The sequence below is a fragment of the Vibrio natriegens NBRC 15636 = ATCC 14048 = DSM 759 genome (genome assembly GCF_035621455.1).
Lineage (GTDB): Bacteria > Pseudomonadota > Gammaproteobacteria > Enterobacterales > Vibrionaceae > Vibrio > Vibrio natriegens.
In genome coordinates, this window is record NZ_CP141823.1 from 353,710 (window position 1) to 380,454 (window position 26,745).

15 protein-coding genes are annotated in these 26,745 nt (G+C 49.4%); 3 read left to right on the plus strand and 12 right to left on the minus strand.

Translation table 11 applies throughout. The annotated features are described in order from the left end of the window. Positions 1 to 64 precede the first annotated feature (64 nt). The 11 genes from pcaF to paaZ form a co-directional block, all read right to left on the minus strand. The gene (gene pcaF, locus VER99_RS16135) at positions 65 to 1,267 is read right to left on the minus strand and encodes a 3-oxoadipyl-CoA thiolase (protein ID WP_061778630.1); all 1,203 of its coding nucleotides are present in this window, start codon (positions 1,265 to 1,267) and stop codon (positions 65 to 67) included. Then, positions 1,268 to 1,747 (minus strand): hydroxyphenylacetyl-CoA thioesterase PaaI, encoded by a 480-nt coding sequence (gene paaI / locus VER99_RS16140; RefSeq protein ID WP_020334277.1) that lies wholly within the window; start codon positions 1,745 to 1,747, stop codon positions 1,268 to 1,270. Then, positions 1,744 to 3,252, minus strand: a complete 1,509-nt coding sequence (locus tag VER99_RS16145) for a 3-hydroxyacyl-CoA dehydrogenase (protein WP_020334276.1) — start codon at positions 3,250 to 3,252, stop codon at positions 1,744 to 1,746. The genes paaI and VER99_RS16145 overlap by 4 nt, the downstream gene beginning before the upstream one ends. A 3-nt stretch (positions 3,253 to 3,255) precedes the next feature. After that, positions 3,256 to 4,044 (minus strand): 2-(1,2-epoxy-1,2-dihydrophenyl)acetyl-CoA isomerase PaaG, encoded by a 789-nt coding sequence (paaG, locus tag VER99_RS16150; protein ID WP_020334275.1) that lies wholly within the window; start codon positions 4,042 to 4,044, stop codon positions 3,256 to 3,258. Between the two features lie 3 nt (positions 4,045 to 4,047). Next, on the minus strand, positions 4,048 to 4,836 hold the full coding sequence (locus tag VER99_RS16155; RefSeq protein ID WP_020334274.1) for an enoyl-CoA hydratase-related protein: 789 nt from the start codon (positions 4,834 to 4,836) through the stop codon (positions 4,048 to 4,050). A gap of 8 nt (positions 4,837 to 4,844) precedes the next feature. Further along, the gene (paaE, locus tag VER99_RS16160) at positions 4,845 to 5,900 is read right to left on the minus strand and encodes a 1,2-phenylacetyl-CoA epoxidase subunit PaaE (protein ID WP_020334272.1); all 1,056 of its coding nucleotides are present in this window, start codon (positions 5,898 to 5,900) and stop codon (positions 4,845 to 4,847) included. Positions 5,901 to 5,914: 14 nt separating this feature from the next. After that, a complete protein-coding gene (paaD, locus tag VER99_RS16165; RefSeq protein ID WP_020334270.1) occupies positions 5,915 to 6,421 on the minus strand; it encodes a 1,2-phenylacetyl-CoA epoxidase subunit PaaD in 507 nt (168 codons plus the stop codon). A 9-nt stretch (positions 6,422 to 6,430) separates the two neighbouring features. Then, a complete protein-coding gene (gene paaC, locus VER99_RS16170) occupies positions 6,431 to 7,189 on the minus strand; it encodes a 1,2-phenylacetyl-CoA epoxidase subunit PaaC (protein WP_020334269.1) in 759 nt (252 codons plus the stop codon). Between the two features lie 10 nt (positions 7,190 to 7,199). Continuing rightward, on the minus strand, positions 7,200 to 7,487 hold the full coding sequence (gene paaB, locus VER99_RS16175) for a 1,2-phenylacetyl-CoA epoxidase subunit PaaB (RefSeq protein WP_020334268.1): 288 nt from the start codon (positions 7,485 to 7,487) through the stop codon (positions 7,200 to 7,202). A gap of 40 nt (positions 7,488 to 7,527) precedes the next feature. After that, positions 7,528 to 8,457 (minus strand): 1,2-phenylacetyl-CoA epoxidase subunit PaaA, encoded by a 930-nt coding sequence (gene paaA / locus VER99_RS16180; RefSeq protein WP_020334267.1) that lies wholly within the window; start codon positions 8,455 to 8,457, stop codon positions 7,528 to 7,530. Positions 8,458 to 8,649: 192 nt separating this feature from the next. Next, entirely contained in the window at positions 8,650 to 10,701 is a 2,052-nt protein-coding gene (gene paaZ, locus VER99_RS16185; RefSeq protein WP_020334266.1) for a phenylacetic acid degradation bifunctional protein PaaZ, read from the minus strand. 273 nt (positions 10,702 to 10,974) lie between these two features. Here paaZ and VER99_RS16190 point away from each other — a divergent pair, with 273 nt between their 5' ends. The 3 genes from VER99_RS16190 to VER99_RS16200 are packed head-to-tail and all read left to right on the plus strand — an operon-like array spanning position 10,975 to position 13,840. Then, the gene (locus tag VER99_RS16190) at positions 10,975 to 12,009 is read left to right on the plus strand and encodes a TRAP transporter substrate-binding protein (RefSeq protein ID WP_020334265.1); all 1,035 of its coding nucleotides are present in this window, start codon (positions 10,975 to 10,977) and stop codon (positions 12,007 to 12,009) included. 9 nt (positions 12,010 to 12,018) lie between these two features. Continuing rightward, positions 12,019 to 12,543 carry a TRAP transporter small permease gene (locus tag VER99_RS16195; RefSeq protein WP_020334264.1) on the plus strand — a complete coding sequence of 175 codons (525 nt, stop codon included), beginning with the start codon at positions 12,019 to 12,021 and terminating at the stop codon, positions 12,541 to 12,543. A 1-nt stretch (position 12,544) separates the two neighbouring features. Further along, complete coding sequence (locus tag VER99_RS16200) at positions 12,545 to 13,840, plus strand: TRAP transporter large permease (RefSeq protein WP_020334263.1); 1,296 nt, start codon at positions 12,545 to 12,547, stop codon at positions 13,838 to 13,840. Positions 13,841 to 13,944: 104 nt separating this feature from the next. On the opposite strand, the gene VER99_RS16205 is transcribed toward VER99_RS16200, so the two are convergent. Beyond that, on the minus strand, positions 13,945 to 26,739 hold the full coding sequence (locus VER99_RS16205; protein WP_020334262.1) for a VCBS domain-containing protein: 12,795 nt from the start codon (positions 26,737 to 26,739) through the stop codon (positions 13,945 to 13,947). Between the last annotated feature and the right edge of the window lie 6 nt (positions 26,740 to 26,745).

Here is a 26,745-nt window from a genome sequence, read left to right on the forward strand (position 1 = left end):
TCTCCTCGTAAGTCCTTTTGTTTCTTATTGGCTGTAAATCCCGTCTGTTGTATTTGTTTTAATCTCAGACGTTTTCGATGATCATTGCGATCCCTTGCCCTACGCCGACACACATACAGCACAAAGCATATTTCCCATTTCTACGTTTTAGCTCATTGCTCGCAGCCATTACGATACGAGCTCCGCTCATGCCTAATGGATGTCCTAAAGCAATAGCTCCGCCATTCGGATTTACGTGCTCGGCGTCATCGGCGACGCCTAATTCACGTAATACCGCCAGCGCTTGCGATGCGAATGCTTCATTGAGCTCGATAACATCCATATCATTAATTGACAATCCTGTCATTTCTAGTACTTTTTTCGCAGCCGGAGCTGGTCCGACACCCATAATAGCAGGCTCTACGCCAACCGTTGCTGTTGCCAGTATTTTCGCCTTAGGCGTTAGCCCATACTGCTTAACGGCATCGTCACTAGCGATCAGTAAGGCTGCAGCGCCATCATTCACGCCAGAAGAGTTTCCTGCCGTTACCGAACCGTCTTGCGCGAATGGTGTTTTGAGTGCAGAGAGCTGCTCCAGAGTCGTTTGCGGACGAGGGTGTTCGTCTTCAGCAACAACAGATTCACCTTTACGCTGAGGAATCGATACCGGGACAATCTCTTGTGCAAGTACCCCTTTCTCTTTCGCTTGCTGCGTTTTTTGTTGGCTACGCAATGCAAACGCATCTTGATCTTCGCGGCTGATTTGGAAGCGTTCCGCTACGTTTTCTGCGGTCTCAGGCATTGAATCTGTGCCATATTGATTTTGCAATGCCGGGTTAATGAAACGCCAACCAATAGTGGTATCAAACATCTGACCGTTTCTATCGAACGCGGAGGTCGGCTTACTCACCACATATGGAGCGCGAGACATGGATTCGACGCCACCAGCTACCATCAGCTTCGCTTCGCCCGCTTTGATAGTGCGTGCAGCATGGCTAATGGCATCCATACCTGAACCACACAGGCGGTTGATTGTTGTACCGGATACTTCGATAGGCATACCCGCCAGCAATAACGACATACGGGCCACGTCGCGGTTATCTTCGCCCGCTTGGTTGGCACAACCCAAAATCACATCATCAATCGCCGACCAATCTAAATCTGGATGGCGCTCCATTAGTGCTTTCAGAGGGATAGCGCCCAAATCATCCGCTCGAACGCTTGAAAGTGCGCCACCGAATCGACCGATTGGGGTTCTGACGCCGTCACAAATATATGCATTAGTCACTTAACTGTCCTCCTTTACTAGCTTTGTGCCAATTCGATGAGATTTCCCCCGAAACAGCGCTATCAACTTTTGGTCCTGATTAACGATTTCTATGTCATACGTACCGGTTACTTTTCCTTGAGATTTCACATTCGCAAAGGCCGTTAACCGATCATTTTCAAAAGCCGGGCGAATGTATTCAATGCTGCATCCAGATGCCACCGCAGCTAAGTTTTCACTATTACAAGCACAAGCAAATGCGGTATCAGCCAGAGTAAATAACATGCCTCCATGGCAACTGCTGTGGCCATTAAGCATCGATTTAGTCACTCGCATCGTGACTTTTGCCATCCCTTTGGCCACTTCCACGACATCCATTCCCATCGATTTTGTGCAGGTGTCATTCTCTAACATCGCTGCAACGGCCTTCTCAGCCACCGCTTTTTCATGCGCTGCTTCGTTCAAGTGTTCTGAAAGTTGCTTTGGATTGACAACTATCATGCTGTACCTCCCTTTGCTTTGATTGTGAATTGGCGAAGTAGTGGCGATGGACGATATCTTTCTTCGCAATAGAAGGATTGCAAGTGAGTGAGAGTGTCCAGTACTCGTTGCCAGCCAAGGCGTTCACCTTGCTCGATTGGACCAAGTGGATAGTTAACACCACTCTTCATTGCAACATCGACATCTGCCAGAGAAGCACCTTGCTGATTAACTAAATCAAGCGCTTCATTAATTAGCATTACCCAAGTACGCCATAGGATCAGGCCAGGGTAATCATCCAGCACTAATACCTGTTTGCCTTTTGATTGGAAGTAAGCAATCACAGCTTCAGTTTGATTCGCATTATTCTGCAGAGCAGGAGCAATCGCGATAATGTCACTAGCGCCGTAATCTTGGCAGTAATCAAAGACAACCACAGGGCTCTGCAACTGTTCAGATAACTCTGACGCTGTCACACCTTGAGTTGGCGTAACAATGATGTCGTTTACACACAGGTGTGGAGCACCTTCGTTGCTGTAACTGTTAGGGAGCTGAGTCAATTCAACAAAGCTTGGCACGCCACTCCAGTCACCAAGTAACGACACTGACAAGCGTTCTGGCAAAACACATTTTTGCGCCAAATTAACACTAGGTTTGTCAGTTGAACCGTCATAGCAATAAAATCCACGACCCGATTTACGCCCTAAGAAACCTGCCTCAACAAGTTCTTTCTGAGTCAGTGACGGAGTAAAACGTTTGTCCTGGTAATAGGCATCGTAAACACTCTTGGTAACGGCGTAGTTAACATCATGGCCAATCAGGTCCATAAGCTCGAAAGGCCCCATGTTGAACTGACCTGCTTGAGTGATGATCTGGTCGATATCCTGAACATCAGCCACGCCGCACTCCAACGCACGCAAACCTTCTGCGTAAAACGGTCTTGCAACTCGGTTTACAATAAAGCCTGGAAGCGAACGAGTGATCACCGCGTGTTTACCACATGACTCAGACCACGCTTTTGCTGCCTCAGTGGCGGTAGGAGAAGTCGCGATTCCTCGTACTACTTCGACTAACTTCATCAACGGTGCCGGATTAAAGAAATGTAGCCCAACGAAACGTTCCGGCTTCGCTAGTGCACTAGCAATCGATGTCACCGAAATAGACGATGTATTCGTGGAAAGCAGGCAATCTTCTCGACAAATCGACTCAAGATCTCTGAATAGACTTTGTTTGATCGCAAGATCTTCGACAATCGCTTCAATAACCAGATCCGCGCCCGCGACATCTTGCAAAGCGTCCGAGCAATACATGGCATCTAACAACGTATCTTTAGCGATTAGTGACATTTTTCCGTTCGCAACACGCTTTTCTAAACGCTCAGCGATTATCGATTTGGCCAGCTCTGCTTTGCCTTTCTCAAGATCGAACAGAACGACTTGGTATCCAGATTGAGCCGCTACTTGTGCAATACCGGCCCCCATGGTGCCTGCACCTATAACCGCGACGGTTTTAATCACAAACTCCATGATTTACTTCCCTTTAAACTCAGGTGCGCGCTTATCGAAAAATGCAGCGATACCTTCGCGGTAATCGTCCGTTCTTCCCGCCAGTCGTTGAAGATCTTTTTCTAAGTCCAGCTGAACTTCTAAGCTGTTTTCACTAGAGTGATTCAGTGCATGTTTAATAAGACCCAACCCTTTCGTTGGCTGCGTAGCCAAATGGTTTGCTACTGACATCGCCTTTTCGATAAGTTCTTCATCTTCAACACATTGCCAGATCATGCCCCACTCTTGTGCCTGACTCGCGCTTACTTTGTCACCGAGTAACATCAGTGCTTTCGCTCGTGCCGATCCCACTAAACGTGGCAGTGTCCAGGTACCACCTGAATCTGGTACCAGACCAATCTTGCAAAATGCCTGAATAAAGCTTGCTGACTTAGCCGCAAATACGATGTCACACGCAAATGCGATATTGGCACCCGCGCCCGCAGCCACACCATTGACTGCTGCAATAACTGGCTTTGGCATTGATGAAATTTGTTTGATTAAAGGGTTGTAGTATTTCTCAATGCTCACGCCAAGATCCGGCATTTCTGCACCGCTATTTACATTGCGATCGTTAAGGTCTTGCCCTGCACAAAACCCTCTGCCAGTGCCGGTCAGCAGCACTGCGCGCACTGAATCATCAGTTTCCGCCTGCTTTAACGCTCGCTTAAGCGCCTTATGCATATCCGGGTTAAAGCTATTCAGTTGCTTTGGTCGATTAAGCGTAATGACAGCAACACCAGCTTCTACCTGAAATAAAATTGACTCTTCCATTGATTACTTCCCTTTAAATGTCGCCTTTCTTTTATCAAGAAAAGCTTGGATTCCTTCCGCTCTGTCTCGGGTTTCCGCAAGCAGGCTGAATAACTGTCTTTCCATCATCAGTCCTTGGGCCAAAGTGCCATTTGATACTGATTTTAATGACGTTTTAGCAGCGCGAACGGCTAAAGGCGCATGCTGGGCAATAGCTGTCGCTATCTCTTGAGCTTTATTGAGCGTGTTTTGTGACACCGTGATTTCACTGATTAAGCCAGCGTTAAGCGCCCTTTGAGCCGAGATTGGTTTTCCGGTCAGCACCATTTGGTTCGCAAGTGATTTACCGACAGTACGAGCCAGTCGTTGCGTGCCGCCTGCCCCTGGCATTAAGCCCAAAGTGATTTCTGGCAAACCAAACAGGGTGCCTTCTCCTGCGACAACGACATCACAAAGCAGGACCAGTTCTAACCCGGCCCCCAGCGCATAACCATTGACAGCAGCAACCATAGGTTTTTCAAACTGGTCTATACGTTGCCAAAGTTTCGGTCTTGGATTTAGCCAAGTCTCTATCGACTGTTGGCTCGACATCTCATGTAAATCAGCCCCTGCAGCAAATATCGTTTCGCCGCCGTAGAGCACTACCGACTTAATGGAAGTGTCCAGAGACGCCTCTTCCAGTAACTCCGCTAAGTGTTTCAGTACGTCATTGCTTAATGCGTTGCGCTTCTGGGGACGATTCAACGTAATCGTTAACACCCCCTGATTGGAGATGTCACCGATCAGGTTCTGATAATCGGTCTGTAATGTCATGCTAGCCTCTACACATCAAAGTCGATTTCGATTTCGCTGGTTGTCGGAACGGCCTGACAACTTAAAACGTAGCCGTCTTCAACCTGATCAGCTTCCAGACTGTAGTTTGTGCCCATTTCAACCTGACCGGATTTGACTTTACAGATACACGTGGCACACACACCGCCTTTACACGCATATGGAAGATCCACGCCCTGACGAAGTGCTGCATCCAGCAAGCTGTCATCTTGTGAGGTCATGTCAATCTTCATGATGCGGCCGTCACGCTTGAGCGTAACTTGGGTATTTTCGGACTGGTTAGCTGGCTTCGCTTTAGACTTGGTTGCGGTGTTAAAACGCTCTACATGGTAATTGTCTTCGCTTAATCCACCTTCTACCAACGCGGTGTAACAAGATTCCAAAATCTCTTCCGGACCACAAACGTAACACGCGTCAAAGTCGCTCCAGTTAAACAGGTTGCTACCGAGTTCGCGTAGTTTGTCGCCGTCCAAGCGACCATTCCATAGCTCGACTTCATTGGCTTCACGCGAGAAGAAGTAACTCACGTGTAAACGATCCGGATAGCGGTTCTTCAAGCCCAGCAATTGATTGCGAAACATCATGCTATTTATGTTACGGTTGCCATACAGCAAAGTGAAAGTGCTGTTGTCTTCCTGTTCTAACGCTGACTTAAGCATGGATAGAATTGGAGTAATGCCTGAACCTACTGCAATGCCTAAGTAGTTCACTTTACGCTCAGGGCTTGGAGAAAAGCCAAAATGCCCCTGCGGTGTCATCACCTCAAATTCATCGCCTGGCTGAATTTCGTTGACGGCAAAGTTTGAAAAGCGACCTTCTGAAATGGCCTTGATACCAACTTGCAGGCTATTTTCACTCGGGGCAGAGCAAATCGAATAACAGCGTCTCAGATCCTCACCGTTGATGTTCGATTTAATAGTTAGGTGCTGACCAGGGTGAAAACGAAACTGATCGGCAAGGTCTTGCGGTACATTAAAATGCAGAACCACAGAATCTGGCGTTTCCTTGTCTGCACGAGCGACTTTCAATGGGTAAAAATCTGTCATAATAATCCCTTACTTTATATGCACTTGAAGTAATCAAATGGTTCCAAACACGCATTACATCGAAAGTGTGCTTTGCAAGCTGTGGAACCAAATTCACTCACCATTTTTGTATCTACACTGCCACAATGTGGGCATTCGGGCTGTGCGTTGATGGCGGTGTGCATACACGCTTTTCTGTCTGGTGGCGCGATTCCGTATTCACGTAACTTTTGTTTGCTCGACTCATGAATCCAGTCTGTTGTCCAAGCAGGATCAAGTTGTACTTCAACCCTCACATCCTCGTACCCTTCGGTGTTCAGGGTTTCTCGGATATCATTCATCAGCATTTCTGTCGCTGGACAACCGGAGTATGTCGGAGTGAACTTCACTATCCAGGCATCGCCGACTTTGGCAATATGACGAACCATGCCCAGTTCACCAATCGAAATAACTGGAATCTCAGGGTCTGGAATCGAGTTAACCAACTGCCATACGCGGTGCGTTTCTGGATCAGAAAGCGAATCGAGTGTTTGCTTAATCATCAGTACGCCCTACCACTGTTGGTTTGGATAAGTCCGTTGCATGTACTGAAGTTCCGCCAAAATGAAACCTAGGTGTTCACTGTGCTTACCGGATTTACCGCCTTGCAAAAAGTACTTAGACTCAGGCATCGATAGCGTCGCTTTCTCTAGCGTTGCATTGACATTGCGTTGCCACTGAGCTTTTAGTTCAGAGACATCAACAATAATATTCTGCTCTGCGAGCGCGATTTCTTCTTCACTTGGCTCAAACATCTCGTCGGTATAACGCCATAAGTCGTTCAATGCTGTTTGAACTTTTTTATGGCTTAATTCGGTGCCGCCACCTAAACGTTCAATCCAACCTGAGCTATATCTCAGGTGGTAAGCCACCTCTTTCAGGGATTTCTTAGCGATAGCCGCCAACTGTTCGTCAGCGCTTTTTGCTAGCTCTTGAAGAAGCAGCGCATGGTAATTGTCGTAAAGAAACTGGCGCACAATCGAAATATCAAAGCCTTCATTCGGACGTTCAGCAAGCAGAAGGTTTTTGTATTCGCGCTCTTCACGCAAATAAGCGTAGTCATCTTCGGTTTTCTGACTCCCTTCAAGCTCTGCAGCGTATTGGTAAAGGTTACGCGCTTCGCCAAGCAGGTCTAAGCCAATATTCGCTAACGCGATGTCAATCTCTAGTTCCGGTGCGATACCACACCACTCAGATAAACGATGGCTGAGAATAAGGTTGGTATCTGCCAGTTGAAGTAAGTAGTTTACTTTGGTTTGTTGCTCACTCATGACTCACTCCCTACATATGCTTGATGTCAGCAGGAATGGTGTAATGACTAGCGTGGCGATAAACTTTATCTTCAGCAGGGTCAAAAAACGGGCCTTGCTCGCTCGATTGAGATGCAGTGATTTGGTTTGACTCAACCACCCAAATAGAACAGCCCTCACTACGACGAGTGTAAAGATCGCGAGCGGCTTCAAGCGCCATTTGGCCATCAGAAGCACGAACACTGCCTACATGCTTGTGGTCCAAACCTTGTTTGCTTCGAACAAATACTTCGTACAGCGGCCAGTTAAATGAACTCATCTTGATTCTCCTTAATCTGTTTCGATTCTTGTTGGCGCGACTAGGCTGCGCTTTCCATCTGTTTTTTTGCGTAAGCGACAGCAGCTTCACGAACCCAAGCACCCGCTTCCCAGGCATCACGTTTGTCTTTCAAACGCTCGTGGTTACAAATGCCGTGTCCATGGATCACTTGGTTAAACTCTTCCCAGTTGATCTCGCCAAACTCATAGTGACCCGTTTCTTCGTTCCACTTCAGGTCTGGATCCGGAATCGTCATGCCCAGCGAATGAACTTGGTGAACCGTGTTATCAACGAACTTCTGACGTAGATCATCGTTACTGACACGTTTGATTTTCCAAGACATGCTTTTTGCTGAGTTTGGAGATTCACTGTCGTTCGGACCAAACATCATCAACGCAGGCCACCACCAGCGGTTGATAGAGTCTTGAAGCATGGCTTTCTGTTCATCACTGCCATCAGCCAGCACTCGGCATGCCTCGTATCCCTGACGTTGGTGGAAACTCTCTTCTTTACAGATTCTCACCATGGCTCGTGCATAAGGTCCGTAAGAGGTACGGCACAATGCCACCTGGTTAACGATTGCCGCACCGTCAACAAGCCAACCAACCACACCAACATCAGCCCAGCTCAAGGTTGGGTAGTTGAAGATGGATGAGTACTTCATCTCACCAGTCAGCATTTTTTCGTACAGGTCGTGACGCTCGCCACCTAAGGTTTCTGCCGCGCTGTATAGGTACAGGCCATGACCTGCTTCGTCTTGAATTTTGGCAAGCAATACCGCTTTGCGGCGCAGAGACGGTGCTCGTGTTAACCAGTTGGCTTCTGGCAACATTCCTACAACCTCTGAATGAGCATGCTGACCTATCTGACGTACCAGTGTCTTACGGTATCCGTCAGGCATCCAATCTTTAGGCTCGACTGCAATCTCTTGTTCGATTTTTCGCTCGAATGACGTTTTCTCAGAAGACATCCTCTCCTCCACTTGATACACATTAAATATCTTTTACAATTTTAATGTATCACGTAAAAATACATTCGCAACATAATAATTACAAAAAAGCAAAATGCGGTGCATTTAATTGTTAAATTTGTGATAAAAAAACAGGGCCTGATGGCCCTGTTGAGTAAGGTTTGCAGAAATTTTTAGCGAATGTCTGACCCGTTAAAAGTCACCTTGCTGTCTCGCGACTAAAGTAAGGATCGTATAAAGGGCAACCGGCTTTCCGTCCTGATTACACACTTCTACATCCCAGGCCACCACACCCTGCGCCTGTTCTTCAGCAGATCGCTGGCGCTTCTTAATTTTCTTCTTACACGTCAAATGAACTTGAATGGTATCGCCGATTTTAACCGGTTCAATAAACCTCAGTCCTTCCATTCCATAGTTGGCGAGGACAGGCCCTGGTGCGGCTTCCACAAACAGCCCTGCAGCGGCTGAAATGACGAAGTATCCGTGCGCAACCCTTTCACCAAACATGGAGTCTTTTGCCGCAATCTTATCCATATGTGCATAGAAGTGATCACCGCTCAAACAACCAAAGTTAACGATATCCGCTTCTGTTATCGTTCTTCTTGCTGTCGTAAGGGTTTCGCCGATTTGCAAATCTTCGAAGTACTTTTTGAACGGATGTATAGGATCAGAGACTGTTTCAGCCCCGCGAACCCACTCTCGACCTATTTTAGCCAGCATGGTTGGTGAGCCTTGAATCGCGGTGCGCTGCATATAGTGTTTTACTCCACGCAACCCACCCATTTCTTCACCTCCACCAGCACGTCCCGGACCACCATGAACAAGCATTGGTAACGGAGAGCCGTGACCGGTGGATTCCTTGGATGATTCTTCATTCAAGATATGTAAACGACCATGAGATGACCCAATTGCAAGTGTCAGCTGAGCAGCCACATTCCCGGATGCGGTAACGATACTGCCTACTAAGCTGCCCTGACCTTTTTTGGCTAACACTGCTGCATCGCTGAGGTCGCTGTATGGCATAAGTGTACATACCGGGCCAAATGCCTCGACAGAATGGACCTCCTCTACCTCATGAGGGTTGTTGCAGCGAAGCAGAGTTGGCGGATAGAAAGCGCCCTCACTTGGGCCCTGAACACTCATATCTGACGTATTTCCACCCGTCAGTACATCGCAATAATTGGATAACGTTGTGACTTTTTCTTTGACGTCGTCTAGTTGGCTTTTACTCACCAACGCGCCCATCTTGACGCCTTCAATTGCAGGGTCACCGACGACAACTTTCTCAAGTTTTGACGTTAGTGCTGTGGCGACTTCATCAATCAAATGCTCAGGTACGATGGCGCGGCGAATCGCAGTACATTTTTGTCCTGCTTTCACTGTCATCTCACGAGTAACTTCACGCACAAACAGCGCGAACTCCGGCATATCAGGCGTAACATCAGCACCTAAAATGGCACAGTTCAATGAGTCAGCTTCCATCGTGAATGGAATGGATTTCTGCGTAATCGAAGGGTGAGAGCGCAGCATTTGGCCTGTTTGCGCTGAACCGGTGAATGTTACGACATCTTGATACTCGAGGTGCTCAAACATGTCGCCAACAGAGCCACAGATAACCTGAATAGCACCTTCCGGTACGATACCGCTGTCTTGCATCGCTTTAACCATTGCTTGCGTCAGATATGCGGTTTCCGTTGCCGGTTTAACGATCGCCGCCACACCGCCTAACCAGGTCGGAGCGAGCTTTTCTAACATCCCCCAGCAAGGAAAGTTGTACGCATTAATGTGAAGAGCAACACCGGCCTTGCTGGTCAGAAAGTGTCGAGCCGCGAAGCCGCCTTCCTTAGAAAGAGGCAGCAATTCATCTTCCGGCCAAATGGTGTCGTTCGGTAGCTCGCGGTTTGCAAGACCAGAGTAATTGAACAAGGTACTGACACCCCCTTCAATATCAATCCAAGAATCCATTCTTGTTGCGCCAGTGTGTTGTGAAAGCGCGTAAAATTCTTCCTTTCGGGAAAGCAGGTACTTAGCCAAATCTTTGATCATATTGGCCCGTTCTAAGAACGTCATTTGGGAAAGCGCTTTAGTGCCTCGCTCTCTTCCGTATTCCAGGACCTTAGAAGAATCCATGCCATCCGCATTGACCTGATACAACGCTTCACCAGTAATTGCACTTGAAACCACTCGTGGCTTCCCGTTTCCAAAATACCATTCTCCGGCTACGTAACTGGTTAATTGTTCCATTTCTATACCTCGTTAATCCTTAATGCTGTAGCAATTGCCTCACTAGAGTTTTCCACCAAATGACATGCTGAATTCGGCGTTAGCACATCACTTATGAAATGGCTGTGTTGTTCATCTTCAAAACAAGCTCTGATTCACAAAATCACAATTCATTAACAATCATGATACACAACCATCATTTTAAATGATACGTTTAAATTATCATTTGACCTAATTATGTGTCATTTGGTGAGGAGATTAATTTATTTTAATGGGACTTACAAAGGAATCAGTATGTTTAAATCAACCGTAGCTAAAGGCCTGGCAGGATTGCTCGCTTCCACCCTATTGGTGAGTCACAGTGCTCAAGCACAAACGCACGAACTAAAAATCGCAACATGGCTCAGTCCAATGCAGACAATGAATGCTGATGTACTGCCAACTTGGGGGAAATGGATAGAAGAAGCCACTGATGGACGTGTCACGATTAAACTGGAATACGACTTGGCTCACCCCAAAAGTCTTGTTGAATTAGTCGAAGATGGCGCGGTTGATGCCGCTTGGACATTTCATGGTTATCTCCCAGGACGTTTTCGCTTAACTCAAATTGCTGAGCTTCCAGGCAACAAGGCCAGTGGTGAAGCCGCTTCTGTCGCTCACTGGCGCGTTAACGAGAAGTACTTTAAAAGCTCATTTGAATACAACGGCGTCGAACTGGCCGGGGTATTTGTTCATGGGCCTGGTCAAGTCCATATGCGCGAGCCGATCGAATCTCTTAAAGATCTGAAAGGCAAAAAAATGCGTGTAGGTGGTGGTATCTCCACCGAAGTAGGTAATCTTCTGGAAGTGTCGGGCGTAAGCGCACCTGCAACAAAAGCGTATGAGATGCTATCGCAAGGTGTAGCAGATGGTCTGTTCATGCAAATGGACATGATGAAAGCTGCTCGCTTTAAAGATGTCGCACCATACAGCTACAAGCTACCAACTGGTTTATATCTCGGCTCATTTGGCATTTTCATCAGTCCTCAATTTATGGAAAAACTCTCTGAAGAAGATCGTCAGGCAATCAGAAGCGTATCTGGCGAAAAGCTCTCCGCACTGGCAGGCCGTTACTGGTCCAAAGCCGATGAAATTGGTGAGGCTGATATTATCGCGTCAGGCAGCAAAGTAGAGAACTTGTCTGATGAAGATGTTCAATATTATGAGCGACTTACTCAAGGTCTTGACGATAAATGGGTGAAATCAGTTAAGTCGCGTAAAGTCGACGCCCAAGCGGCATTAACCGAGTTCAGAAAAATCGTTAATGGCTACGAGCCAATCGAGCTTTAGGAATCAATGATGAACAACTCATTAATTTGGTTTACCAAAAGTTGGGAGTCTACTGCCCAACTTTTGGATAAGTTTCTGAAGCTGTGTGCGTGTCTGATATTACTCTCGATGATGCTGCTTACCTGTATCGATGTAATAGGACGCTACCTGTTTGAAAAGCCAGTAACCGGAAGTGTAGAACTCACAGAGTTACTTTTAGGTGCACTCATTTTCTCTACGATGCCATTGGTGACATGGCGTAAAGAGCATATCAGTGTTGACCTGACCGATAGCATTATTCCCAGAAAGGTAAAAAACATACGCGATATGGGCTTTGATGCCGTAGTTTCGCTTTGTCTCTCAGTAATGGGATTCAAAGTATGGGAACTGGGGGACCGAGCACTAATGTACGGAGAGATGACCGAATATCTCGAAATCCCAACCTATTATTTTGTCTATTTTCTGGCTATTTCATGCTGGCTAACCGCAATCACTTCTCTTGTTTTAGTGATTACGCGAATCTTTAACAAAGAGTATTTGAATCAGAGGGATTGATATGACTATTGCCTTAATTGGTTTCGCAGTACTGATGATGCTAATACTGTTAAGAATGCCGATCGCGTTTGCAATGGGTGTGGTGGGGTTCGTAGGCTATGCCGCTCTGGGGGACTGGAACTTTAACGGTGCGCTAACCGTCAGTGCTAAACGACTGATCGACACTGCGCAGGATTATGGCTTGTCGGTCATCCCTATGTTTATTCTGATGGGGAACTTAATCACTCGCGCGGGTATGTCTCAAGAACTGTACAGAGCTTGTTATGCGTTCTTGGGCCACTATCGCGGCGGATTAGCAATGGCAACTGTAGCGGCATGTGGTGGTTTCTCAGCCATTTCAGGCTCTAGCCTGGCGACGTCAGCAACCATGGCTAAGGTTGCCATGCCTTCTATGAGAAAGTATGGCTATTCAGATGGTTTAGCCGCAGCATCCATAGCGGCAGGCGGGACGCTAGGGATTTTGATTCCACCGAGTGTCATCCTAATTATCTATGGAGTACTCACCGAACAGAGCATTCGAGATCTTTTCGCAGCAGGCTTTATCCCGGGCATACTTGGTATCTTCATGTATCTTTTAGCCACAAAATACGTTGTATGGCGTAACCCAAATGCGGGTCCTAAAGGTGAAAAGATGTCTAAGGAAGATAAAAAGGCCGCGCTGAAGTCTGTCTCGGGTATTCTTGGGTTGTTCGCACTAGTAATGGGCGGAATATATCTGGGTGCCTTTACGCCAACTGAAGCGGCAGGTATTGGGGCCGGTGGTGCCTTTGCTATTGCACTCTATCGCCGTTCTCTGACCATCAGTGTGCTTAAAGAGATCCTGATTGATACCGCGAGAACCTCTACCATGCTGTTTGGGGTCATTATCGGGGCACTTATTTACTCAAACTTTGTCAACCGCACTGGGTTGCCTCATGAGCTCGTCACCTGGATGGAATCTTTCGGCGCAGAGCCAATCTATGTGATTCTGGCGATCATGGGGATTTACATCCTACTCGGCACTGTGTTTGAAAGCCTTTCGATGCTTCTGCTGACAGTACCAGTATTCTACCCATTGGTTGCAAGCTTAGGCTTTGATCTGGTCTGGTTTGGTATTGTGGTCGTGGTTGTCACTGAGATAAGTCTTATTACCCCGCCGGTAGGATTGAACATTTTTGTGCTCAGCAGTGTCGTCAAAGACATCAAAACCAGCACGATATTCAAAGGTGTCACTCCTTATTGGTGCGCAGATATCGTTCGATTACTGTTGTTACTACTGATTCCGCCATTGTCCCTATGGCTACCAAGTATTATGTAACAAATGTGCGAGCGCTACTTATATAAACACCGTAAGCATGTTAATAACTTAAATATAAAAAGAGCCGCATATCGCGGCTCTTTTAGTTTCAAGCAGACTTCTTTCTAGATTTGATTGTGCATGTCATTGAGCCCTGAATTTAACAGGTCATCATCACTATGATGATCATGATTATCTGGCGTTTCTTCTAAACCCTTATCATGGGCTTTCGCCAAATTTTTATCATGGTCATGCACTAACGCGTCGGAAAGGTCGGCATCATGATTTGGTACTGGATTTACATCAGATAAGTCATCGACTAACTGAGTACTGCTGTGCAGATAATGATCAAGTTTAGTTTCTGCTGCAGGGGCCACTTCACTCGGTGACAATCCAACCATATTGAGATAATGATCGACAGGACGTGTTTGATCATCGGCTGGTAAAGACTTGTGCAATGAACTATCCGATTGACTAGTGTAATCAGCTCCTGTCACATCATCCGACAGCAAAACGGTAAATTCAGCCACCGGTTCGATATCTGTCCCTACCTCATCATGCTGAGATGCTGGGGGCGCAGGACTAACACCGGATGCAGAGGTCACGGTCATATCAACCAGATGGGTCGATTCCTGATTGTGACCACTATGCCCATGCACGTAGGTAACATCTAAATTGACCTTTACGTCCACATTCGAAGCATGAACATCATGATACACAATCTGGAAGAGGTCATGATGTTCTTCAGAAGAGGTTTGCCCGGCCCAATGTGTACCGCCTGCCGTTTTATCGCCGGGGACTGGCGCGTCACTATAGATATACTCGACATGTCCAGTATCCGGGTCTATCGTCAGTGTTCCGTACTGGCCTTTTAGGCTTGTCATCGTATGGCCTTGACCATCAGATATTGCCCAGCCTCCTCCTTGCTGTGTTGGCATTAACTGCTGTAACAATGGGGGGACAACTAAATCGCCCGATATATGGGAACCGATGCCTCCCCCACCTGTTGGAGTTGGTGGTGTTAGGAATGACATCGAAGGTACAGGGTTTGTTGTATCCGGTATAAATAATGGACTCGTCGAGGAAGCTGAATTACCAGCATGATCAACCACGGTTGCAATAACGCTATTCAACCCACCGGGAAGAGCACTAATATCTGTCGCATCGACAGTCGTACTCCATTGCTGATTTACAACTGTGGCCTGATAGTCTTGTCCGCCCAATGATATGTTAACGATTTGTCCATCTTCGACACCATTTACTGTGCCCGAAACAACAAGATCCTCGTGATGTTCAGTGGGATCCAACATGTTATCTCCACTGATAAGGTCTATATCTATGGAAGCTGAATCATCAACGCTATATTGATGCGTATCACTTACCGTGGATTTATTGCCAGCGACATCTTCAGCTGAGACACTGGCGACAATTTCACTATTTGCTCCTAATACTCCTCCCGGAACATCAACGGCAAAACGGTGATTTGTATCGACCACAGCATTGTAGCTAGAGCCTCCAATATCTAATGTCACGACAGAACCGGGAGAGACTTCACTCCCTACTGAACCACCGACAGAGACAACACTACTCAGCTCACTATGATTAAGTACATCATCTGAAGTAATCGGATCAAGCGTGATGGATACCGGAGGGGGCGTCGTGTCGATTTCAATATCCAGAACGCTTGACTGTCCGGTACCACTACCCGAAGGATCAACCGCTGAAGCGACCAAGTGATGAGTCGATTCATGAAGCTGTGGCAATGTAACCTGATAGTGACCACTGCCATCTGACAGTGCATTCGCCACTACAACACCATTTTCAGAAATTGTGACTGTAGAGAACGGTATCGAGGTAGTACCCACAATGGTTGGCGTGTCATCATTTGTGATATGGTCCTGATCAGACACGCCACTATCGCTGGTTACGTCAAGCTGTAGTGTGACGGCATTAGTCAGTGACGGTGTAACAACGTGAGAGTTCGCCACCGTAGTGGTTAGGACTGGCGGTGCGAGTACCTGTGTCTGAATCGTTGGCTGTGTTGTGCCTGCGACTGGAGCAGAAAGCGTACCACTAACATCAAAGGTAAGATATTTAGTCTCAGTACCGCCGTGGTTATCTGAAACTTGAACTTCGAACGTATCTTGACCGCTGTATGTCTGACTGGAGGCTTGGTAAGTCATACCCGTGACTGTTGAATGTTGTGTATATACATACGCACCAGTCTGAGGATTTAGTGTTAGGTCACCAAATAAACCAGAAGGTTGGCTGACGCCAAACGTATGAGTATCCGAGCTGTCTACATCGTTCTCAACGAGTGTTCCCGTAGTCATGCCTTGCGTATGAACAGTCAGTGTCGGGACGTCATTTGTCCCAGTTACTATAATAGTCAAATCTTGTGTATCAGTAGCACCCGCACTGTCGGTCACAGTGACCGGAATGGTCAGCGTCTGACTTTGCCCTGCTGGCAACGATTGATAGGCGGCATCCGTTGGGTCAAACACCCAGCTACCGTCAGAGTTGAACGTCAGACCAGACACCGGATTGGCAATTGAATAGCTCAGTGTATCGCCCACATCCGGGTCGGTAGCGATAAGTTGACCGGACGCTTTCTGGCCGTCCTCGTCGACGGAAACCGACGCTATCGGGGTCATCACCGGTGCATCGTTGGTGTTATTGACGGTGAGGTTAAATTGCGTGGTGACACTCGCCCCTTGCGAGTCCGTGGCAGTCACGCTAATCGGGACGCTGCCCACATCGCTATTAGTCGGTGTACCGCTGAATGTGCCCGTCGAGGCATCAAAGTGCAACCACGTCGGTAAACTACCGGTGGAGAGCGTCAAGGTATCGCCATGGTCAATATCGCCGAACGTATCTGATGGCACAGTAAAACTGAACGCGCTATCTTCATTGATTTGCTGATTTACTACGCTGTGCGCCACGATTGGGGCGTCGTTCGTCCCCTCTATCGTCACGCTGATGGTGTGCGGGGTGCCATCGACACTGGTGACAGTGATGGAATCCGTTAATGGCTCACCCGCCGCCAGTTGTTGGATATCGGGCTGATTATTATCAGCGTGATACTGCCACTGCCCGTCAGCACTAAGTGAGAAATGACCATAACCCGAATCACTGATGACATCCGTGATCGGTGTGAATGCAGCTTCACCGCTGTCTACATCCTGAACCGTCAGTTGCCCACTGGCTTCCAGATCACCCAATGTTGAGACCGCCGAGTCTTCTTTCAGCTGCGCTCCTGCACCAGATATGACTGCGCCATCATTGGTACCATTTACTGTAATGACTAAGTTCTGAACATCCGTCGCACCTGCTGCGTCCGTCACCGTGACCGGGATGGTCAGTGTCTGGCTTTGTGCTGCTGGCAACGATTGATAGGCGGCATCCGTTGGGTCAAACACCCAACTGCCATCCGGCTTGAACGTCAGGCCGGATACCGGATTGGCAATCGAATAGCTCAGCGTATCACCTGTATCCGGGTCGGTGGCGATAAGTTGACCGGACGCTTTCTGGCCGTCTTCATCGACAGAAACAGACGCTATCGGGGTCATCACCGGTGCATCGTTGGTGTTATTGACAGTGAGGTTAAATTGCGTGGTGACACTCGCCCCTTGCGAGTCCGTGGCAGTCACGCTAATCGGCACACTGCCCACATCACTGTTGGTTGGCGTGCCGCTAAACGTTCCGGTGGATGCATCAAAATGCAGCCACGTCGGTAAGCTACCTGTGGAGAGCGTCAAGTTATCGCCATGGTCAATATCACCAAAGGTGTCACTTGGCAGCGTGAACTGTAACGCGCTGTCTTCATCTATTTGCTGATTTACTACGCTGTGCGCCACGATTGGGGCGTCGTTCGTCCCCTCTATCGTCACGCTGATGGTATGCGGGGTGCCATCCACACTGGTGACAATGATGGAGTCTGTTAATGGCTCACCCGCTGCCAGTTGTTGGATTGCGGGCTGATTATTATCAGCGTGATACTGCCACTGCCCGTCGGCACTGAGTGAGAAATGACCATAACCCGAGTCACTGGTGACATCCGTGATCGGCGTGAATGCGGCTTCACCGCTGTCTACATCCTGAACCGTTAACTGCCCGTTAGCTTCCAGCTCTCCCGACGCTGAGACCGCCGAGTCTTCTTTCAGCTGCGCTCCAGCGCCAGATATGACTGCGCCATCATTGGTACCATTCACGGTAATGACTAAATTCTGCACATCTGTTGCGCCTGCGGCGTCCGTCACCGTGACAGGGATAGTAAGAGTCTGACTTTGCCCTGCTGGCAACGATTGATAGGCTGCATCCGTTGGATCAAACACCCAGCTACCGTCAGGATTGAACGTCAGACCGGACACCGGACTGGCAATCGAATAGCTCAACGTATCACCCACATCCGGGTCGGTCGCAATGAGTTGACCAGATGCTTGCTGGCCGTCCTCGTCGACAGAAACTGACGCGATCGGAGTCAGCGTTGGCGCATCATTGACATTGTTGACGGTTAAATCAAAGGTGGTCGATATCTGAGCACCGTGATCGTCGGTCGCCGTCACCGTGACTGGTGTGCTGCCCACATCGCTGTTGGTTGGCGTGCCGCTAAAGGTGCCAGTCGCTGCATCAAAGTGCAGCCAGGTTGGTAAGCTACCAGTGGAGAGCGTCAAGGTATCGCCATGGTCAATATCACCAAAGGTGTCAGTTGGCAGCGTGAACTGGAACGCGCTGTCTTCATCGATTTGTTGAGACGCAACGCTGTGCGCCACGATTGGCGCATCGTTCGTCCCCTCTATCGTCACGCTGATGGTGTGCGTGGTGCCATCCACACTGGTGACGGTGATGGAATCTGTTAATGGCTCACCCGCCGCCAGTTGTTGGATATAGGGCTGATTATTATCAGCGTGATACTGCCACTGCCCGTCAGCACTGAGTGAGAAATGACCATAACCCGAATCACTGATGACATCCGTGATCGGCGTGAATGCGGCTTCACCGCTGTCTACGTCCTGAACCGTTAACTGCCCGTTCGCTTCCAGCTCTCCCGACGCTGAGACCGCCGAGTCTTCTTTCAGCTGCGCTCCAGCGCCAGATATGACTGCGCCATCATTAGTGCCATTCACGGTAATGACCAAGTTCTGCACATCGGTCGCACCGGCGACGTCCGTCACCGTGACCGGAATGGTCAGCGTCTGACTTTGCCCTGCTGGCAACGATTGATAGGCGGCATCCGTTGGATCAAACACCCAGCTGCCATCCGGATTGAACGTCAGACCGGACACCGGATTGGCAATCGAATAGCTCAGCGTATCTCCTGCATCCGGGTCGGTAGCAATAAGTTGACCAGACCCTTTCTGGCTGTCCTCGTCGACAGACACCGACGCTATCGGGGTCAGCGTTGGCGCATCATTGACATTGTTGACGGTCAAATCAAAGGTAGTCGACACCTGAGCACCGTGATTGTCTGTCGCCGTCACCGTGACTGGCGTGCTGCCCACATCGCTGTTGGTTGGTGTGCCACTGAACGTTCCCGTCGAGGCATCAAAGTGCAGCCACGTTGGTAATGTGCCTGTTGACAGTGTCATCGTGTCGCCGATGTCGATATCGGTGAACGTGTCTGAAGGTACAGTAAAACTGAAGACCGTGTCTTCGTCAGCAACCGCACCACTAATGGCATGGTTAACCACCGGACCATCGTTCGTGCCCATAATGCGTACCACTACATCACGGCTGGCACTGCCATCCGCTGAGCTGACCGTGAAACGCTCAACAATTTCCCCCTGACCGTTCTGGCCCAATGCTTGTATCGCTGGATTGTTGTTGTCTGCGCTGTAGCTCCAATGGCCCTGCTCATCAATACTGAAACGGCCATACTGACCCGTCACGCTTTGCGCAGTAATATGTGATTCGCCACTGTCTATATCCAGCACGGCCAGGCGACCATTGGCTATCAGCTCTCCATGGTTGACATCTAGATCTTCTGAAACCATGTGCTGCGACAACCCTCCCATCCGGGCGCCATCATTGGTGCCATTCACAGTAATGACTAAGTTCTGAACATCGGTCGCACCTGCGGCGTCCGTCACCGTGATCGGAATGGTCAATGTCTGACTTTGTCCTGCTGGCAACGATTGATAGGCAGCATCCGTTGGATCAAACACCCAGCTACCGTCAGGATTGAACGTCAGTCCGGATACTGGATTGGCAATCGAATAGCTCAACGTATCACCCACATCCGGGTCGGTCGCAATGAGTTGACCAGACGCTTGCTGGCCGTCCTCGTCGACAGACACCGACGCGATCGGGGTTAGCGTTGGCGCATCATTGACATTGTTGACGGTTAAATCAAAGGTGGTCGACACCTGTGCGCCGTGATTGTCTGTCGCCGTCACCGTGACTTGTGTGCTGCCCACATCGCTATTGCTTGGCGTGCCGCTGAAAGTGCCCGTCGAGGCATCAAAATGCAGCCAGGTTGGCAACATGCCTGTTGACAGGGTAATCGTGTCGCCGATATCGATATCGGTGAACGTGTCTGAAGGTACAGTAAAACTGAAGCCGGTATCTTCATCTATTTGCTGACTGGTGATGGTGTGCGCCACGACTGGGGCGTCATTCGTCCCCTCTATCGTCACGCTGATGGTGTGCGGGGTGCCATCGACACTGGTGACAGTGATGGAGTCTGTTAATGGCTCACCCGCCGCCAGTTGTTGGATAGCGGGCTGATTATTATCAGCGTGATACTGCCACTGCCCGTCAGTACTAAGTGAGAAATGACCATAACCCGAATCACTGGTGACATCCGTGATCGGCGTGAATGAAGCTTCACCGCTATCCACATCCTGAACCGTTAACTGCCCGTTCGCTTCCAGCTCTCCCGACGCTGAGACCGCCGAGTCTTCTTTCAGCTGCGCTCCAGCGCCAGATATGACTGCGCCATCATTGGTACCATTCACGGTAATGACCAAGTCCTGAACATCGGTCGCACCTGCCGTATCCGTCACCGTGACCGGGATGGTCAATGTCTGACTTTGCCCTGCAGGCAACGATTGATAGGCGGCATCCGTTGGGTCAAACACCCAACTACCGTCAGGATTGAACGTCAGACCGGACACCGGATTGGCAATTGAATAGCTCAGTGTATCGCCCACATCCGGGTCGGTAGCGATAAATTGACCGGACGCTTTCTGGCCATCCTCGTCGACAGACACCGACGCGATCGGGGTTAGCGTTGGCGCATCATTGACATTATTGACGGTTAAATCAAAGGTGGTCGACACCTGTGCGCCATGATCGTCTGTCGCCGTGACCGTGACTGACGTGCTGCCCACATCGCTGTTGGTTGGTGTGCCACTGAACGTTCCAGTTGATGCATCAAAATGCAGCCACGTCGGTAAGCTACCGGTGGAGAGGGTCAAGGTATCGCCATGGTCAATATCACCAAAGGTGTCAGTTGGCAGCGTGAACTGCAACGCGCTGTCTTCATCGATTTGCTGGCTAGCGATAGAGTGCGCCACGATTGGGGCGTCGTTCGTCCCTTCAATCGTCACGCTAATGGTGTGCGGGGTGCCATCGACACTGGTGACAGTGATGGAGTCTGTTAATGGCTCACCCGCCGCCAGTTGTTGGATTGCGGGCTGATTATTATCAGCGTGATACTGCCACTGCCCGTCGGCACTGAGTGAGAAATGACCATAACCCGAATCACTGGTGACATCAGTAATCGGCGTGAATGAAGCTTCACCGCTATCCACATCCTGAACCGTGAATTGTCCACTGGCTTGCAGCTCACCCGATGCTGAAAGCGCCATGTCTTCTTTAAGCTGTGCTCCAGCGCCAGATATGACTGCGCCGTCATTGGTACCTGTCACAGTGATTGTTAGGTTTTGTGTATCAGTCGCGCCCGCATTATCTGTCACTGCGACCGGAATGGTCAGCGTCTGACTTTGTCCTGCTGGCAACGATTGATAGGCTGCATCCGTTGGGTCAAACACCCAGCTGCCGTCAGGATTGAACGTCAGACCGGACACCGGATTGGCAATTGAATAGCTCAGTGTATCGCCCACATCCGGGTCGGTAGCAATAAGTTGGCCGGACGCTTTCTGGCCGTCCTCGTCGACAGACACCGACGCTATCGGGGTCAGCGTCGGCGTATCATTGACATTGTTCACGGTTAAATCAAAGGTGGTCGACACCTGAGCACCGTGATCGTCTGTCGCGGTGACCGTGACTGGCGTGCTGCCCACATCGCTGTTGGTTGGCGTACCGCTAAAGGTGCCAGTCGCTGCATCAAAGTGCAGCCACGCCGGTAAGCTACCAGTGGACAGGGTCAGCGTATCGCCGATGTCGATATCGGTGAACGTATCTGATGGCACAGTAAAACTGAACGCGCTGTCTTCATCGACTTGCTGGCTAGCCATAGAGTGCGCCACGATTGGGGCGTCATTCGTCCCTTCAATCGTCACTCTGATGGTGTGCGGGGTACCATCCACACTGGTGACGGTGATGGAGTCTGTTAGTGGCTCACCCGCCGCCAGTTGTTGGATAACTGGCTGATTATTATCAGCGTGATACTGCCACTGCCCGTCGGCACTGAGTGAGAAATGACCATAACCCGAATCACTGGTGACATCCGTGATCGGCGTAAATGCAGCTTCACCGCTGTCCACATCTTGAATCGTCAGTTGTCCACTGGCTTGCAGATCACCCGACGCTGAGACCGCAGAGTCTTCTTTCAGCTGCGCTCCAGCGCCAGATATGACTGCACCATCATTGGTGCCATTCACGGTAATCACTAAGTTCTGAACATCCGTCGCACCTGCCGCATCCGTCACCGTGACCGGAATGGTCAGTATCTGGCTTTGTCCTGCTGGCAACGATTGATAGGCGGCATCCGTTGGATCAAACACCCAGCTACCGTCAGGATTGAACGTCAGACCGGACACCGGATTGGCAATTGAATAGCTCAGCGTATCGCCCACATCCGGGTCGGTAGCAATAAGTTGGCCGGACGCTTTCTGGCCGTCTTCATCGACAGAAACCGACGCGATCGGGGTCAACGTTGGCGCATCATTGACATTGTTGACGGTCAAATCAAAGGTGGTCGATACCTGAGCGCCGTGATCGTCGGTCGCCGTCACCGTGACTGGCGTGCTGCCCACATCGCTGTTGGTTGGCGTGCCGCTGAAGGTACCTGTCGCCGCATCAAAATGCAGCCAGGCTGGCAATGTACCTGTTGACAGGGTCATAGTATCGCCGATGTCGATATCGGTGAACGTGTCACTCGGCACAGTAAAACTGAATGCCGTGTCTTCGTCAGCAACCGCACCACTAATGGCATGGTTAACCACCGGACCATCGTTCGTGCCCATGATGCGGACCACTACATCACGGCTGGCACTGCCATCCGCTGAGCTGACCGTGAAACGCTCAACAATTTCCCCCTGACCGTTCTGGCCTAACGCCTGAATCGCTGGGTTGCTGTTGTCTGCGCTGTAAGTCCAATGCCCCTGCTCATCAATACTGAAACGGCCATACTGACCCGTCACGCTTTGCGCGGTTACATGCGACTCACCACTGTCTACATCCAGCACGACCAGGTGACCATTGGCAGTCAGATCGCCATGGATTGCATCTTGGTCTTCTGCCAGCACGTACTGCAAATTTCCCCCCATCCGAGCGCCATCATTGGTGCCATTCACAGTAATCACTAAGTTCTGAACATCGGTCGCACCAGCCGCATCCGTCACCGTGACTGGGATGGTCAGGGTCTGACTTTGTCCCACTGGCAACGATTGATACGCCGCATCCGTTGGGTCAAACACCCAACTACCGTCAGGGTTGAACGTCAGACCGGACACCGGATTGGCAATTGAATAGCTCAGCGTATCGCCTGCATCTGGATCGGTAGCGATAAGTTGACCAGACGCTTTCTGGCCGTCCTCGTCGACGGAAACCGACGCGATCGGGGTCAGCGTCGGTGCATCATTGACATTGTTGACGGTCAAATCAAAGGTGGTCGATACCTGAGCACCGTGAACGTCTGTCGCCGTCACCGTGACTTGATTACTGCCCACATCACTGTTGGTTGGTGTGCCGCTAAACGTTCCGGTGGATGCATCAAAATGCAGCCACGTCGGTAAGCTACCTGTGGAGAGCGTCAAGGTATCGCCATGGTCAATATCACCAAAGGTGTCACTTGGCAGCGTGAACTGTAACGCGCTGTCTTCATCTATTTGCTGATTTACTACGCTGTGCGCCACGATGGGGGCGTCATTCGTCCCTTCAATCGTCACGCTGATGGTGTGCGTGGTCCCGTCCACACTGGTGACGGTGATGGAGTCCGTTAATGGCTCACCCGCCGCCAATTGTTGGATCGCGGGCTGATTGTTATCAGCGTGATACTGCCACTGCCCGTCGATACTAAGTGAGAAATGGCCATATCCGGCATTCCCCATCACATTTGAGAGCGGTTTGAACGCGGCTTCCCCGCTGTCCACATCCTGAATCGTCAGTTGTCCACTGGCTTGCAGATCACCCGACGCTGAGACCGCCGAGTCTTCTTTCAGCTGCGCTCCAGCGCCAGATATGACGGCGCCATCATTGGTCCCTGTCACAGTGATTGTTAGGTTTTGTGTATCAGTCGCGCCCGCATTATCGGTGACCGTCACGGGAATGGTCAGTGTCTCAGTTTGCCCCTGATCCAGGTGCTGATACGCGCTGTGGCTTGGGTCGAATGACCAACTGCCATCCGCATTGAGGGTAAAGCCATCCACTTGTCCGGCTGAGAAATGCAATTGGTCTCCGGTATCAGCATCACTGGCGTGAATTTGCCCTTGAGCGATTTTGCCATCCTCATCTACATCGACAGTAGAAGTTGAGGAAATGATCGGAGCATGGTTGACGCTACTGTCCGGTTGATGAGGAACATTGGAACCGTGTGCGAATGTTGGCGTTACCGTGTTCGGTGCTTGGGTCGTTGGATTTCCTCCACCTACTTGTTGTGTAGTAGTGGTATGTGAACTCGATGAAGTTTCGTCGGTGCCTTGGATATTGACCTGTATTTCGCGGCTAGTTCCATCCAACGTTTTAACCGTAAAGGTTTCTGTTAACTGTTGGCCTTCGTTCAACCCCTGAACTTTCGAATCTTGATTATTGAGTGTGTAATGCCACAAGCCATCACTATCAATAGTGAATACACCGTACTGGCCTTGTGTGTTTGGCTGCTCGACAAACCCAGATTGCCCGGCATCTGTATCAATAACATCTAATTTACCTTGATAGTCAGTGATAACATCTTCTTTCAGTGTGCCGGTCGTTACGCCACTGATCACCGCTTTGTCATTGGTTCCAGACACCGTGATGGAAATAGCTTGTGAAGTTCCATCAATCGTATGAACGTATAAAACTTCTTTGAGCTGCTCTCCACCCTTTAAACTTTGTATCGTGGCGTTGTTATTATCAGCGGTATAAACCCAATGTCCGTGAGCATCAATATCAATTTGACCATACTTACCCGTTAGTATTTCAGGGGTAAATGCATTCTCACCAGAGTCAGGATCGATAACAGATAACTGCCCCTGAGCCTCTAAATGTCCGGAAGGTGATACAAGATCTTCTGTAACCGACCCAGTAAAAATACCTGATACTGTCGCACTCTGATTCGTTCCATGTACCGATATCGTCACTATTTGCTCCACAGGTACACCGGAAGAGTCTGTCGCCGTGACTAAAAAGGTTTCTGTCGCTACTTGCCTATCAGTAAGCGCCGCTGTTGAAGGAGCCTGATTATCAAGCTGATAACGCCATTCACCACTACTTGCATCAATATACAGTTCACCGAAGCTGCCCTTTGGTTGAACGACACCCCACGTCACTTTGTCACCATGGTCAGGATCAACGGCTATCAATTGACCGACAGCTTCATCTATCACGCCATGCTCATTTACGCTGCCACTATGAACCCCAGAGATCACTGGTCGGTCATTACTGCCATCTACTTCGACGCTAATTACCGTTGAAAGTGTTTTGCCACGGTTATCTGTTGCGACAACAACAAACTGTTCCGTCTTATGCTCACCTTCTGCAAGCGCATTGGTTGAAGCCAGTTGGTTATCAAGGTGGTAAACCCACTCTCCACTGTGGCTATCCAGTGTTAATTCACCATAATGGCCGCCCTTGTTTTCCACTGACCAGATAACAGACTGACTACCATCACCACTTGTTGTTAAATGTCCAGCAACTTGATCCTGACTGGTGTCTTCTTTTACCACAGCGTGGCGCATCGAAGAGACTATGTGTAAGGGATGAGAAGTGCTTTCAATTTGTTCCGAATGATTTTGCGAAGAAGTGGTGGTTGTGGGGTGTGAGAGTGCGTCAATATCGTTCGTATGGTGCTCTGCTAAATGTTTAAACACGGGTAAAAGAGCAGGAGCAATTATTTTGGACACACCCGATATATTTGACAATGGCGTGTAGGTACCCGAATCAGTATGAGAAGAGGCTGCCACCAAATGATGGCCACCTCGGTGATCTTGCGTGCTTTGGGATTTCTCATTCTCGCCCGTGTCATCGCTCACTTCGGCGCGAGTTTTCGCTACTTTTTCAGAGGGTGACACTAAAGTTTGAGAAGGCTCAGTGTCAGAGACTGGAAGGACTTCTGACTCTTTGTCCCCTTCTCCTTGCTGATGCTCCGTATGAGCTAAACCACTCGCGGTATGCCATGATTTATCTGCAACCAAATCTTTATTGAAACCACGCTCTGAGCCAGAACGACGAAACTCTTTAGCGCGGAGTTTAGATACCTGATTATCTTGTTCCTGAGCTCTCTTTTTCGCTTTGGCTTCACGCTTTTTCTGCTCTTCGCTCTTAGACTCCGATTTGGTGTCTTGCGAAGGGGGTGTTTTCTTGTCCTTACTCATAACTCA

Bases quoted from the DNA above. Each gene is read 5' to 3' on its own strand.
- paaI (WP_020334277.1), bottom strand. From the start codon at position 1,747: ATGATAGTTGTCAATCCAAAGCAACTTTCAGAACACTTGAACGAAGCA.
- VER99_RS16145 (WP_020334276.1), bottom strand. From the start codon at position 3,252: ATGGAGTTTGTGATTAAAACCGTCGCGGTTATAGGTGCAGGCACCATG.
- paaG (WP_020334275.1), bottom strand. From the start codon at position 4,044: ATGGAAGAGTCAATTTTATTTCAGGTAGAAGCTGGTGTTGCTGTCATT.
- VER99_RS16155 (WP_020334274.1), bottom strand. From the start codon at position 4,836: ATGACATTACAGACCGATTATCAGAACCTGATCGGTGACATCTCCAAT.
- paaE (WP_020334272.1), bottom strand. From the start codon at position 5,900: ATGACAGATTTTTACCCATTGAAAGTCGCTCGTGCAGACAAGGAAACG.
- paaD (WP_020334270.1), bottom strand. From the start codon at position 6,421: ATGATTAAGCAAACACTCGATTCGCTTTCTGATCCAGAAACGCACCGC.
- paaC (WP_020334269.1), bottom strand. From the start codon at position 7,189: ATGAGTGAGCAACAAACCAAAGTAAACTACTTACTTCAACTGGCAGAT.
- paaB (WP_020334268.1), bottom strand. From the start codon at position 7,487: ATGAGTTCATTTAACTGGCCGCTGTACGAAGTATTTGTTCGAAGCAAA.
- paaA (WP_020334267.1), bottom strand. From the start codon at position 8,457: ATGTCTTCTGAGAAAACGTCATTCGAGCGAAAAATCGAACAAGAGATT.
- paaZ (WP_020334266.1), bottom strand. From the start codon at position 10,701: ATGGAACAATTAACCAGTTACGTAGCCGGAGAATGGTATTTTGGAAAC.
- VER99_RS16190 (WP_020334265.1), top strand. From the start codon at position 10,975: ATGTTTAAATCAACCGTAGCTAAAGGCCTGGCAGGATTGCTCGCTTCC.
- VER99_RS16195 (WP_020334264.1), top strand. From the start codon at position 12,019: ATGAACAACTCATTAATTTGGTTTACCAAAAGTTGGGAGTCTACTGCC.
- VER99_RS16200 (WP_020334263.1), top strand. From the start codon at position 12,545: ATGACTATTGCCTTAATTGGTTTCGCAGTACTGATGATGCTAATACTG.
- VER99_RS16205 (WP_020334262.1), bottom strand. From the start codon at position 26,739: ATGAGTAAGGACAAGAAAACACCCCCTTCGCAAGACACCAAATCGGAG.